Origin of the sequence: Lentzea rhizosphaerae (assembly GCF_042649515.1) — a bacterium.
GTDB classification, from domain to species: Bacteria; Actinomycetota; Actinomycetes; order Mycobacteriales; family Pseudonocardiaceae; genus Lentzea; species Lentzea aerocolonigenes.
Map to the genome: position 1 here is coordinate 84,236 of NZ_JBHRZI010000017.1, position 12,848 is coordinate 97,083.

Sequence of the window (12,848 nt, forward strand, 5' to 3'; positions counted from 1 at the left end):
TTCCTGCACTCACACGAGGTTCCGTGACCCGCAGTCACGTCGCGGATCCGTTACGCACCCTCGTGCGTGACGTGTCGAGACACGAGGAACCCGTTGTCCAGCTTGACGATCTGCCCCACGACGAGCTTGTCGGCCGGGTCCGCACCGGACAGGCCGGTCGCGCCGGGACGGGCGAACGTCAGCCTCCCGGACGCGCCAGGGAAGTCACTCATAGTGCGCAGCTTCTGGAAAACGTCTTCCCGTGACGCCTCAACCCAGGTCGAGCGCGCGACGACGCTGACGGCGTCGTACGCGAGCAGGACGTGTCCGTTGGGGCCCGAAAGAAAAGCCCGTCTCGCGTGCCGCTTCTGCGCCGCCTCGTAGGTGGTGAAGAACTGTTGCGTCGACTGGGGAATCGACTCGTGTCCGGGTGTCCACGCGAACGTCGTGAAGTAGAGCCTTCCGTCAGCGAATCGTTTGATGTCTTCCAGATCGGTGAAGTTGGTCGTCTCCAGCTGGGTCAGGTCGTCCCCGCCGAACACCACGGGGTCGGTGCAGTTGCTGTGACTCAGCTCGGTCAGCAGTCCGCCGACCTCGGCGGCGCGGCCGGTGTAGAGGATCAACGGCTTCGGCGACTTGCCGCAGATGTCCGCCACCACGGTGCCGAGCTGAGCGGTCACCGTGTTCGCCGTCTCGTCGTAGTCGTGCTGCTCGGGCTTGAGCACCTCGCGGAACTCGTCGGCGAGATCCGCGCTGTACTCGTCACCGGTGCTGCGCACGAGGTGCACCGGGCGGTCGCGCAACGCTTCGGTGCGTTCGATGATCCGTGCGGCGACCTGGGCCTGACGGTCGTTGGCCGGGGCGATGCGGAAGAAGTAGGGCTTCTCGCTGAAGTTCGTCGACGACAAGGACGAGCCGACCATCGGGATGCCGTTCGGGTGGTCCTTCGCCGGGCCCAGGATCCCGAGTGCCGACAACGTGGTCCCGCGGCTCTGCCCGAGTCCCGTCACCGCGATCACGTTCGGGTCACGCTCGGCGTACGCGCGGATCTCGCCCGCGACCCTCTCCGCGTACTTCGACTCACCACCGAAGTTCGCGAGAACGAGACGCACCAACGGGTTGCGGCCGAGCCCGTCGAGCTGGTTCCAGTCGCGCTGGGCGAGATAGGCGCCGCGCAGCTCGTTCACCCCTGCCGACAGGTCGCGCTTCACGCGCTCGTTGGAGCTGAGCATCGTGGCGACGACGATCGTGACGACGCGGCGGTCCTTCACCTTGGCCGCGCGGTCGTTCTCCTCGGCGATGAGCTTCGCGAGCTCCTCGACCTCGGCGTCGTCGTTGTTCTGCAGCGCCGGGTCACCGTAGGCGAACCGGCCTGGTTTCTCGCTCAGGCCGATGCACTGCACGCCATCCACTTTGGACAGATTAGGTCGCTTGCCCGCGAGGTCGGCGATGAGATCGACTGGGTCGTAGATGCCGTAGCGCAGACAGTTGTTGCTGCTCTGGAGGTAGAAAGCCGCGCCGTACAACACGAGCAGCACGGCGACGAGGTAGACCGCGACGCGGCGCAACGCGTTGCGACCGGGCCAGCGTCGCGGGTACGGGTACCTGCCGATGGTGGACGAGCGCGGCAACGCCCCCGGCGGCGACGCGGGGATGTCGTTTTCGAGCACGCGTTTCGTTGTCCGGTAAGCGGTCAGGTGTTCCTCGGCGCCGTCGAGCTCCTGATGGGTGCGCAACACCCGGTCGTACATCTCGACGGTCGGGCGGACGATCCTGCTGCGGGAGCGCAGTTCCCACGTGGCGATGACCGCGTCCTCCAGCAGCCCGGTCTCAGGCCGCACCACGCGGTCGTAGCGGCGGTGAATGTTGCGTCTCGTGCCTGTTCTGAGGCGCTCCCACCACGTGCGGGGCTCCTCCTCGAACTCCGGTTCGCCCTCCCCCGGCGGCATCGGCGCCTCGGCGACGGCCGCGAGCTCGGCGATCCATCGGTCGCTGCGCTCGTCGACGTGGGGACGCAACCTGTGCGCGACGAGGTGGACTTCGCCGAGCGCGAGTGCGTGGTAGAGCGCGTCTTCGCGTTGCCCGAGGCTGTCGTAGCGGTCCTTGAGCAAACGGTGGACCTTCGTGTGCGAGAACGGCTGGCCTTCCGGCACCTCGCGAAGCCTGCGCACCAGCAGGTCGCGCAACAGCGGGTGCAGCACGAAGTTGTCGCCGTCCTGCCGCACGAAGCTGAGCTGTGCCAGCAGAGCGCGCATGTTCTCGGCCGACCACGACGCCGGCAGCAGTGCGCGGATCACGTGCCGGTCAAGCACGCGCGGGGCGGCGAGACGGGCGAAGATCTCGCGCGCCGCCTCGCGTTCCGGCATCTCCTCCGCGCCGGGAATCCGTTGGAAGAAGCGGAGAAGCAGGTAGTCGCCGACCGTGGCGTCCTGGAACGTCGTGGTCTCGTCGACCGGCAGCCGCTCGTCGAACACCGAACGCACCGACGGCAGCACCTGGTCGCGGGCGAACACGAACTGCACGAGCTGGATCGCGAGCCGCACCGCGAGCGGGTGGCCGTGCGTGACCTCCTGCAGCTCCTCGATGAGCGCCTCGGACTCGACGGTGCTGTTGCGGGTGCGGTTCCACTCGGCGAGGAACTGCCGCGTCTGCGCCAACGTGAACGGCTCCAGATGCACCGGCTTGAACACCGCTGGCACGGAATCGGCCTGTGGCGGCGCCGACTGCTTGGTGGCGATGACGAGCAGCGGCACGTGCGGTTCCTGGACGCGCCGTTCGGCGAGCAGGCTCAGGAAGTCCGTCGCCCGCGCGGCGGGCCGCGGACGTTTCGGTGGCAGGTAGGAGTCGATGCCGTCGAGCAGGTCGGCGCCGTCGAGCAGCAGCAGGCTGTTCATCCTGCGGTAGCCGCGGAACCGGTAGGCGGCCGTGATGTCGGCGAGGAACGCGGCGACCAGCAACCGGTCGATCTCCAGCGAGTCACCGGCGCGGTGGAGGCCCCACATGTGCACGAGCGCGGCGTCGAACTTCGGTCGTCCGACGTAGTTCTCGAACCACCGCAACGCACTCGCGATCCGCGGGCCGCCCAGCAGCCACCGCAACGGGCGCGGTGCGACGACCGCGAGCCCGATGAGCCGAAGCAGGAGCGGCCGCAGCACCTTGCCGAGTCCCTGGGCGGGCGGCAGCATCTCGACGACCTCGGCGGCGTCGGCGACCGCGACCAGCCTCGTCATCTGCTTGGCGGCGAGCTCCCGTGCCCGGTGGTGCGGGTCGTCGCCGATGCCCGCGCCCATCTCAGCGCCCATCTCAGCGTCCATCTCAGGGCGCAGCGCGAGGCGGGCGAGGGCGTAGCGCGGCAGCCGCATGCGGCCGAACTCGGCGTGCCGGTAGGAGCGCAGCTGCTCGGCCGCGACGTCGAGGATGTCCTTGCAGGAGCGGGAACCCGCCCGGTCGAGGTCGACCTTGGCCGTGGGGGCGTCGCGGTAGCGCCGGCGGACGTGGTCGAGCAGCGACGTCTTGCCGCTGCCGCCCGGGCCGTAGGCGACGATCACCGGCAGGGGGTGCTTGTGGCGGCGTTCGACCAGCGACTCCACCAGTGCGGTGATGTCGTCCCTGCCGACGAGCCCGATCTCCGGTTCCAGCGCCATGATCCTCAGACGCTTCGGGAACCGATCCTGTTCCGTCTCTGACGATATGGCCTAACGGTCGGCGTGCAGCCTCGCCACGAAGCTGAACCGATCACCGCGGTACAGCGACCGGGCGCGCTCGACCGGGTGCCCGTCGACGTCGTAGGAGACGCGGTGCAGCAACAGCATCGGCAGTGCGGGGTTCGTGCCGATGAGCAGCGCCTCACGGGGCGTGGCGAGCACGGTTTCGACGCGCTCCTCGGCTTCGGCGAACCGCACGCCGAGCCGTTCGGTGAGGCACGCGTAGAGCGATCCGGCCGGGTCGAGCTTCTCCAGCAGGCCGGGGAAGCGGCCGAGGCTCAGGTAGGTCGACTCGAGGCCGATGCGCTCGTCGTCGGCGAGCAGGACCCGTTCCAGGTGCACGACCGGGTCGCCGGGTTCGATCATCAGGTCGCGGGCCAGGCCGTCGTCGGCGCCGAGCTCCTCGACGGTGATCACGGTGCGGTTCGGTTCGACGCCCTGCCTGCGCATGCCTTCGGTGTAGCTGACCAGCGACAACGGCTGGACGAGCTTCGGCGGCGCGACGAACGTGCCGCTGCCCTGGCGGCGGATGAGCTTGCCTTCGAGCACGAGCTCGCTGACGGCCTGGCGGAGCGTCACGCGCGAGACGGAGAACCGTTCGGCGAGCTCGCGCTCGGACGGCAGAACGGTGCCTTCACCGAGGGTCTCGACGAGGTCGAACAGCTCTGCCTTGACCGCGTAGTAGCGCGGGACTCGGCCGTGTTCTGGGATGCCCGCGCGAACGGGTCGATCAGCGCGGTGCGGCGGGACGCGGTTCACGTGACGTGAGCCTACGTCACCTTCTGTGCGATCAGGGGGCCAGCTTCGGCGGGTCGGGGATCTTGTAGCCGGAAGATCCGATGTTGGCCTCCAGCGACTTGCGCCAGGCACCGCTGTCGATCATCTTCTGCAGCGCTGCCTGGACCTTCGACTTGCTGCCGGGGTCGTCGCGGTGCAGGCCGACGCCGTATTCCTCCTTGCTGAACGGCTCGCCGACGACCCGCAGGAGCTCGGGGTTCTGGGCTGCGTAGCCCGCGAGCAGGACGTCGTCGGTGGTGACGGCGTCGACGTTGTTGGCCAGCAGTGCCGTGACGCAGTCGCTGAACTTCGCGTACTCGACCAGGTTCACGTCCTTGGCGAACTGGTCGCGCACGTACGCGGCGGAGGTGGAGCCCGCCGTGGAGCACAGGCGCAGGCTGGCGTTGAGCGACTTCGGGCCCTCGATGCGGGTCTCGTTCATGCGCACCAGCAGGTCCTGGCCCGCGACGAAGTAGGGGCCGACGAAGTCGACGATCTCCTTGCGCTTGTCCGTGATCGAGTACGTGGAGACGACCATGTCGGCTTCACCGCTGGTCAGCAGCGTCTCCCGGTTGCCGGGCTGCGCTTCCTTCCAGGTGATGTTCTGCTCGTCGACGCCCAGCTCGTTCGCGATGAACTTGGCCACGTCGACGTCGAAACCGCGGTAGCTGCCGTCGAGCCTGCGCACCGCCATGCCCGGCTGGTCGTACGACACGGCGATGGTCATGCGGTCGTCGGCGCTGACCTTTCCCACCATGGTGGACTTGTCGCCGCCCGCGCACGAAGCGAGGAGCAGCACAGCCGCACATGTCGTCGCCACCAGGCGGAGGAGCGCTCTCGGCGTCATTCGTCCCTCTTACAGCGATTCTTCTGGTCCCACGGGCATGCGCCGACGCACCTTGGCAGCGTTGCTCGGCGATGCCGGAAACCTAGGCGGCGATGCGGCGCATGTCCATACCCTCGCGTGAATGAGACAACAGAATCGGTGCCGTAACACGATCAGCGCAGACGGCGTGGACCGGCATCGTGCAGGGACGGAGGTGGGCCGATGACGATGCGCGCGCTGCTGACGAAAGCCCCTGCGGCAGAAGCAAGAACGGGTTCGAGCTTCAGCGAGCGCACCTCCGGAAGGTCCTCCGCCAGTGCCGCCAAACGGAGCACCAGATCCTGAAGTGCTTTCAGGTCTGCGGGTTCGTCGCCGCGGTAGCCGGTCAGCAGAGGCGCTGCTTTCGGTGCCGCAACGAGTTCCGCGGCGTCGGTGTCGGTGAGGGGTACTGCCCGGTACGCGCGGTCGCCGAGGAGGTCGCTGACGAGACCTGACAGTCCGAACCAGACCAACGTGCCGAAGCTCGGGTCGTCCTGCAGGCCCAGCACGCAGCTGACTCCCTTGGGCGCCATGCGTTGCACGTACACACCCGGCTTGCCCGACAGCGCCGCGAGGTCGTGGTAGGCGGCCTTGACCGATTCCTGCTGGGCGATGTCGAGCCGGACGCCGACGAGGTCCGTGCGGTGGCGCAGGCGTTCGCTGGTGGCCTTCATCGCGACGGGGTAGCCGAGCTCGTCCGCGGCCTGGGCGGCTTCCTCGGCGCTGTGGGCGATGCGGAACGGGACTACGTCGATGCCGTAGCACGCGAGCAGTTCGACGGCTTGGTCGTCGTCGAGCCTGAGCTCGACGCTCGTCCCGTCCACAATGGACCGCGCGCGTTCGGTGTCGATGCCCTCCGGTCTGATGAAGGTGCCCTGGGGTGCGGCGCGCCAGTGGGCGTAGCGGACGGCGCGAGCCAATGCGAGAACGGCGCGTTCCGGACTGGCGTAGCTGGGAATCGAGCCCTTGCCGGGCATTTTCAGCTCGTCTGGAATGCCCTCGACCGCGAGGAACGTGGAGACGATCGGTTTCGTGCGGTGCGCGGCGTCCTTGAGCGCGCGGGCGTAGGCGGCGCCGGGGACCGCGATCGGCGGGACGAACACGACGACGAGGGCGTCGGTGTCAGGACGGTCGAGGGCCTCCTTGACCGCCTTCGCGAACTCCTCGGGGGTGGCCTGGGCGCCGACGTCGACGGGGTCGCCCGCGAGGTCGAGGTCCTGGGCCAGCAACGTGTCGGCGGCGAGCAGGCCGATGGCGGTGGAGTTGCCGACGACGGCGACGCGCTTGCCCTGGGGCAACGGCTGGTGAGCGAGCAGGAGCGCGGTGTCGAACATCTGGGCCAGCGAGTCGACCCGGATGACGCCGGCCTGCTCGAACAGCGCCTGCACGCTCGCCTCGTCGACCTTGGCGCCGGTGGCGGCGAGGCCGGGCACCACGGCGTGGCGGCCGGACTTCACCGCGACGATGGGTTTGGTGCGGCCGAGCCGGCGCGCGAGCCTCGCGAACTTGCGCGGGTTGCCGAACGACTCCAGGTAGAGCAGGACGACGTCGGTGGCGGGATCGGTCTCCCAGTACTGCAGGAGGTCGTTGCCGGAGACGTCGGCGCGGTTGCCCGCCGAGACGAACGTGGACAGGCCGAGGCCCCAGCCCGCGGCGTTGGCGAGGATGGCGGTGCCGAGGGCGCCGGACTGGCAGAAGAAGCCGGCGCGGCCGCGTGCGGGGAGCTTCGGGGCGAGGCTCGCGTTGAGGCGGACCTTGGGATCGAGGTTGAGCACGCCGAGCGCGTTGGGCCCGACGACGCGCATGCCGTGCGCTCTCGCCTCGGCAGCAAGCCTGCGTTCGGCAGACAGACCGTCCGGTCCCGTCTCGCCGTAGCCGGAGCTGACGACGACGAGCGCCTTCACGCCCTTGGCGAGGCATCCATCCATGACCTCGTCGACGCTGGCGGCGGGGACGGCGACGACGGCGAGGTCGACGTCGTCGGGGATGTCGAGCACGGTCGGATAGGCCCGCACGCCCCTGACCGCCCGGTGCTCGGCGTTGACCGGATAGACGGGGCCGGTGAAGTCGGCTTCGAGAAGGTTCTTGAGGACCGCGTGACCGATCTTGGTGGGGTCGGTGGAGGCGCCGATGACGGCGACGCTGCGCGGGTGCAGCAGGTTGTGGACGCTGCGGGCCTCGGCGGCCTGCTCACGGGCCCTGGCGACGGCGACGGACTCGTCGGTGGGGTCGATGGCGAACTCCAGGTGCAGCACGCCCTCCTCGAAGGCCCTGCTGACCTGGTAGCCGGCGTCGCGGAACACCCGGACCATCTGCCCGTTCTCGGCGAGCACCTCGGCCTCGAACCGGGTGAGCCCGACCTCTCTGGCCGCGGCGGCGAGGTGTTCGAGCAGGATGCTGCCCAGCCCGCGCCCCTGGTGGCCGTCCTCGACGACGAACGCGACCTCGGCCGAATCTCCCTGGTGATCGCCACCTTGCAGTCGGTCGAACCTGCCGACCGCGACGATGTCGTCGCCGAGCAACGCGACGAGCGCCACCCGGTCGTGGTGGTCGACGGTGCTGAACCGCTCGAGGTCCCGCTGCGGAATCCGCGGGTATGGCCCGAAGTAGCGGAAGTACCGCGTCCGCTCCGACAGCCTCCCGTGGAACTCCCTGAGCTTGTCGCCGTCGTCGGGCGTGATCGGTCGCAGGTGGACGGTGCCGCCGTCGCTGAGAACGACGTCCGCCTCCCAGTGCCGGGGGAAGTCGAACGGGTCCCGGTGCCCATCTGTGGAGCCCATTGGCTTCTAGTCCCTGGGGTCGTCCGGATCGAGTCCGTGCAACGGGAACACCGCACGACGCGTGTCCCGGATCGCCTTGTCCACTGGTTCCTCCGCGTCCCCGCCCCACGGCTGGTGCACAGGGTCGCATCCATCGGTCATCGACACAGGCAATGGCCAGTCGGGTGCGATCCGTGTCGCATGCGCCACCCAGTCCGCGGGCAACAGCCGCGCCGGGTCGACGTCGCGGTCCAGCACGGTCGCGAGCAGGTGCGTCCAGGACCGCGGCACGACCCTGAGCAGCTCGTACCCGCCGCCGCCCAGCGCGAGCCACTTGTACCCGTGCTCGTTGACCAGCTCGCGGAACGCCTGGTAGATCGCCCGGTGCCCGTCGACGCTGAGCGCCAGGTCCGCGAGCGGGTCCTCCCTGTGCGTGTCGACACCGCACTGCGTGACCAGCACCTGCGGCCGGAACGCCTTGAGCAACGCGGGCACTGTGGCGTGAAACGCCCGCAGCCACCCACCGTCCCGCGTCCCGGCAGGCAACGGCACGTTGACCGCACTCCCCTCGGCCCCCGCGCCACCGACCTCGCCGGCCCACCCGGTCCCCGGCCACAGGCTCATCGGATGCTGGTGCAACGAGATCGTCAGCACCCGCGGGTCGTCCCAGAACGCCGTCTGCACCCCGTCGCCGTGATGGACGTCGACGTCGACGTACGCGATGCGCTCGACCCCGCTGCGCAACAACCACTCGATGGCCACGGCGCAGTCGTTGTAGACGCAGAACCCCGCCGCACTGTCCGGCATGGCGTGGTGCAACCCACCGGCGATGTTGACCGCCCGGTCCGCCTCACCCGACGCGATGGCCCGAGCCGCCGCCAGCGACCCGCCCACGACCAGTGCCGAAGCCTCGTGCATCCGCTCGAACACGGGGTTGTCCGGCGTCCCCAGCCCGTGCCCGACGTCCCACCCGGCCGTCGGCGCCGCCTGCACCGCGCTCAGATATCCGGGCCGATGCACCAGCTCGATCTCTTCGTCGCTGGCAGCCGCAGGCACCCGCAGGTCGACCCCGTCCAGCACCCCGAGCTCCGTGGCGAGCCGAACCGTGAGGTCGAGCCGGACGGGGTTCAGCGGATGGTCGCCACCGAGGTCGTACCCGAGGAAGGACCTGTCCCAGACAACAGCGGCTGGCTTACCCATGACCAGCAACCTACCCACCGATCGGTCGAACCGGTGATCACGTGTTGGCCGCCACCCGTGCCCGGCACCTCCGGGCCACCTACAGTTCCTCCTCGCCGGGGCCCGAATCCGGAACCGATCTCACCGAACAGGGGTCAGAGGCGACATGCACCTGCGACCAGCGGCCATCCTCCTCGCTCTGACCCTGACCCTCGCCGCCGTCACGGGCTGCAGCGAACAGGTCAAGGGCAACGCGGTGGCCGACACCAACGCCGCCCCCGAACCCGCCGACCCCACCTCGACCTCGAAGAAGCCGCCCACCAGCACCTCGTCCACCAAGCAGGCGGACCCCACCGGCCAGAAACCGGGCGACGTGAAGATCACCACCAAGAAGAAGGCCTCCGGCCTTGAGACCTGCGGCGTCCTCAAACCCGCGGACATCGAGGCCGCCACCGGCGGCAAGTCCTCGGCGGACGGTGGCTGCATCCAGACCACGACCGGCCCGTCCACCGTCATCACCCAGATGGTCACGGTCCCGGACGTGACGGACCAGGAGGGCGAGAAGAAGCAGATCGAAATCGGCGGCAACACGGCATGGCAGGTCAGCGCCTCCAAGGAGGACTGCCAGGTCACCGTCATGCTGACCGACGACCCGGCAGTCATCACCCCGGCCTTCTCGGTGAGCGTGCTGGCGATCGAGGAGATCGACACCTGCGCCACCGCCCTGAAGCTCACCACCCAGGGCTTCGAACGCATTCCGAACGCCTGACCCGCCGGCCCGCGTCAGCCGCCGGTAGCGACTTCGCGGTCCAGCGCGCACCAGTTGGACCACGACCCGGCGTACAGCGCCGCGGGCTTCTCGGCCGACGTGATCCCAGCAACCTCCAGCGCCAGCACCACGGACGAAGCGGTCACCCCCGACCCGCAGTACGCCCCCACGGCCACGTCACCCGACACCCCGATGCCGGCGAACCGCTCAGCCAGCTCCGCCGCACCGAGCCACCGCCCGTCGGCACCGACGTGCCCGGAGGATGGCGCGTTGAGCGCACCCGGAACATGCCCGGCCTTGGGGTCAACCGGCTCGGTCTCACCGCGGTACCGAGCCGCCGCCCGCGCGTCGAGCAACACGCCCTCCTGAGCGAGCGCTGCCGCCTCGTCCGCGTCCAGCACAGGCATCTGCCCGGGCCTCACCACCACGTCACCGGCCGAGTCGCCCGACAGCACCTCAGGCTCCTCCGCGGTGACGGGCAGCCCGGCCGCCTCCCACGCGGCGAACCCGCCGTCCAGCACCGCGACCTCGCCGTACCCGGCCCACCGCAACAGCCACCACACCCGCGCCGCGACCGAGCCGTCCCCTGCGTCGTAGGCCACGACCTGACCGCCCTCGCGCACGCCCGCGCGGCGCAGCACCTCCTGCAACCGCTCCGGATCCGGCAGCGGATGCCTGCCGCCGACACCGGGCGGGGCCGACAGCTCGGTGTCCAGATCCACGTACACCGCGCCGGGCACGTGGCTGACCTCGTAGTCTTGGCGTCCGGGTGGCCCGCCAAGACGCCACCGGACGTCCAGCACGACGGTGGCCGGTCGCGCACTCAGCGCGTCGGCGAGGGCCTCAGGAGTGATCAAGGGATGCACGGCTCACATCCTGCACCCGCGTGGACACCTGTGTCCCCCGGCACGACTACCATTGACACCATACGAAGGGGAGCGGGTGTGAACGACCTCATCGACACCACGGAGATGTATCTCCGCACGATCTACGAGCTCGAAGAAGAGGGCGTCGTGCCACTGCGCGCCCGCATCGCCGAGCGTCTCGGCCAAAGTGGACCGACGGTGAGCCAGACCGTCGGCCGCATGGAGCGTGACGGCCTGGTGGTCGTGGCGGAGGACCGCCACCTCGAGCTCACCGAGCAGGGCCGCAACCTCGCGATCGCCGTCATGCGCAAGCACCGGCTCGCCGAGCGCCTCCTCGTGGACATCATCGGCCTCGAGTGGGAGCACGTGCACAGCGAGGCGTGCCGATGGGAGCACGTGATGAGCGAGGCGGTCGAGCGCAAGCTCATCAAGCTGCTCGGCAACCCCACCACCTCGCCCTACGGCAACCCGATCCCCGGCCTCGACAAGCTGGGCGACGGCGAGCCCGCCCCGCCCGCCGAGGCAGACCTGGTGCGCGTGGACGAGGTGGCCCGCCGCGGCGGCGGCCGCGTCGAGGTGCGGCGCATCGCCGAGCACGTCCAGCTGGACCCCGACCTCATGGCCGAGCTGAAGGACGCAGGCGTCGTGCCGGGCGGCACCGTGCAGGTCGAGGCGCTCGCCGGCGCCAAGGTCGTGCACGTGCGCGGCGGCAACGGCAACCTCGCCGAGCTCGACCCCGCGGTCGCCCACGCCGTCCTGGTGCTCGCCCGGTGACTCAGACGACGACACCGGCGACGAAGGCGGCCGAAGCGTTCCAGCGCCTTCACGGACGCACGCCCGAGGGAGTCTGGTCGGCCCCTGGCCGCGTCAACCTCATCGGCGAGCACACCGACTACAACGACGGCTACGTGCTGCCGTTCGCGTTGCCCCACCGCATCGCGGTCGCGGCATCGGCCCGCACGGACGGCGTGCTGACCGTCAGCACGCTCGGCGACGACGGCGGGGTGCAGGACGCGGACCCGGTCGTGGTGAGCGAGCTAGTTCCGGGGACCGTCAAGGGGTGGGCCGCGTACCCCAGCGGAGTCGCCTGGGCCCTGCGCGAGCAGGGAATCGCCGTCACCGGCGGAGCTGACCTCGTCATCGCGGGCGACGTGCCCGCGGGGGCTGGTCTCTCCTCGTCGCACGCCCTGGAGTGCGCCGTCGCGCTCGCGCTGCTCGGACTCGCCGGCGTCGACGCCGAGCGGACGGACATCGCGCGCTGGGTGCAGAGCTCCGAGAACGACTTCGTGGGCGCGCCAACCGGCATCCTGGACCAGACGGCATCGCTGTGCTGCATCGAAGCGCACGCCCTGTTTTACGACGTGCGCTCCGGCAAGCCGGAACAGGTCGCGTTCGACGCGGCTGCCAGCGGGCTCGAGGTGCTGGTCATCGACACCCGTGCCAGCCACGCTCTCGTCGACGGCGGCTACGGCGCCCGGCGAGCGGGCTGCGAACGTGCCGCCGAGATCCTCGGCGTCCCCGCGCTGCGCGACATCGACATCGCCGAACTCGACCAGACGCTCGTCCGGCTGCCCGAAGAGCTGCGTCCGCTGGTGCGGCACGTCGTGACCGAGAACGACAGGGTCCTGCGCACGGTCGAGCTGCTCCGCGCGGGCAAACTCGCCGACGTCGGCCCCCTCCTCTCGGGCTCGCACGCGAGTCTCCGGGACGACTACCGGATCTCCTGCCTCGAGCTCGACGTCGCTGTCGACTCCGCCATGGCGGCGGGTGCTCTCGGCGCGCGGATGGTCGGCGGCGGCTTCGGCGGCTCGGCCATCGCCCTCGTTCCCGTCGAGCGGCACGACGAGGTCGAACGGTCGGTGCTCGCCGGCTTCGCCTCGCGCTCGCTCACGCGGCCGAGGCTCTTCACGGCGGTTCCGTCCGCGGGCGCGGGCAGGGACCGGTAGCGAA

General features: G+C 69.9%; 9 protein-coding genes. 3 read left to right on the forward strand and 6 right to left on the reverse strand.

Translation table 11 applies throughout. The features are described from left to right. Positions 1–50 precede the first annotated feature (50 nt). The 5 genes from ACFOWZ_RS21945 to ACFOWZ_RS21965 all read right to left on the reverse strand — a co-directional run bounded on the left by ACFOWZ_RS21945 (position 51) and on the right by ACFOWZ_RS21965 (position 9,284). Positions 51–3,623, reverse strand: coding sequence for a hypothetical protein (locus tag ACFOWZ_RS21945; RefSeq protein ID WP_382375318.1), 3,573 nt, complete (start codon positions 3,621–3,623; stop codon positions 51–53). 51 nt (positions 3,624–3,674) lie between these two features. After that, positions 3,675–4,442, reverse strand: a complete 768-nt coding sequence (locus ACFOWZ_RS21950) for a GntR family transcriptional regulator (RefSeq protein WP_382375320.1) — start codon at positions 4,440–4,442, stop codon at positions 3,675–3,677. Positions 4,443–4,473: 31 nt separating this feature from the next. After that, positions 4,474–5,307, reverse strand: coding sequence for a glutamate ABC transporter substrate-binding protein (locus tag ACFOWZ_RS21955; RefSeq protein ID WP_382375322.1), 834 nt, complete (start codon positions 5,305–5,307; stop codon positions 4,474–4,476). Positions 5,308–5,459: 152 nt separating this feature from the next. Beyond that, positions 5,460–8,105 (reverse strand): bifunctional acetate--CoA ligase family protein/GNAT family N-acetyltransferase, encoded by a 2,646-nt coding sequence (locus ACFOWZ_RS21960; protein WP_382375324.1) that lies wholly within the window; start codon positions 8,103–8,105, stop codon positions 5,460–5,462. A gap of 6 nt (positions 8,106–8,111) precedes the next feature. Then, a complete protein-coding gene (locus ACFOWZ_RS21965) occupies positions 8,112–9,284 on the reverse strand; it encodes an acetoin utilization protein AcuC (RefSeq protein WP_382375326.1) in 1,173 nt (390 codons plus the stop codon). Positions 9,285–9,429: 145 nt separating this feature from the next. Here ACFOWZ_RS21965 and ACFOWZ_RS21970 point away from each other — a divergent pair, with 145 nt between their 5' ends. Continuing rightward, a complete protein-coding gene (locus ACFOWZ_RS21970) occupies positions 9,430–10,032 on the forward strand; it encodes a hypothetical protein (protein ID WP_382375328.1) in 603 nt (200 codons plus the stop codon). Between the two features lie 14 nt (positions 10,033–10,046). Here the strand turns inward: ACFOWZ_RS21970 and ACFOWZ_RS21975 are convergent, their stop codons facing one another. Further along, positions 10,047–10,898, reverse strand: a complete 852-nt coding sequence (locus ACFOWZ_RS21975) for a sulfurtransferase (RefSeq protein ID WP_382375330.1) — start codon at positions 10,896–10,898, stop codon at positions 10,047–10,049. A 78-nt stretch (positions 10,899–10,976) separates the two neighbouring features. Here ACFOWZ_RS21975 and ACFOWZ_RS21980 point away from each other — a divergent pair, with 78 nt between their 5' ends. Together ACFOWZ_RS21980 and galK are read left to right on the forward strand one after the other, a co-directional pair. Continuing rightward, a complete protein-coding gene (locus ACFOWZ_RS21980) occupies positions 10,977–11,672 on the forward strand; it encodes a metal-dependent transcriptional regulator (RefSeq protein WP_382375332.1) in 696 nt (231 codons plus the stop codon). After that, the gene (galK, locus tag ACFOWZ_RS21985) at positions 11,669–12,844 is read left to right on the forward strand and encodes a galactokinase (RefSeq protein ID WP_382375334.1); all 1,176 of its coding nucleotides are present in this window, start codon (positions 11,669–11,671) and stop codon (positions 12,842–12,844) included. Before ACFOWZ_RS21980 ends, galK begins: the two co-directional genes overlap by 4 nt. Positions 12,845–12,848: the final 4 nt, after the last annotated feature.

What these genes read in the sequence shown, in the direction of transcription:
- ACFOWZ_RS21960 (WP_382375324.1), bottom strand. Translation starts at nt 8,105, where the DNA reads ATGGGCTCCACAGATGGGCACCGGGACCCGTTCGACTTCCCCCGGCAC.
- ACFOWZ_RS21970 (WP_382375328.1), top strand. Translation starts at nt 9,430, where the DNA reads ATGCACCTGCGACCAGCGGCCATCCTCCTCGCTCTGACCCTGACCCTC.
- ACFOWZ_RS21955 (WP_382375322.1), bottom strand. Translation starts at nt 5,307, where the DNA reads ATGACGCCGAGAGCGCTCCTCCGCCTGGTGGCGACGACATGTGCGGCT.
- ACFOWZ_RS21945 (WP_382375318.1), bottom strand. Translation starts at nt 3,623, where the DNA reads ATGGCGCTGGAACCGGAGATCGGGCTCGTCGGCAGGGACGACATCACC.
- ACFOWZ_RS21965 (WP_382375326.1), bottom strand. Translation starts at nt 9,284, where the DNA reads ATGGGTAAGCCAGCCGCTGTTGTCTGGGACAGGTCCTTCCTCGGGTAC.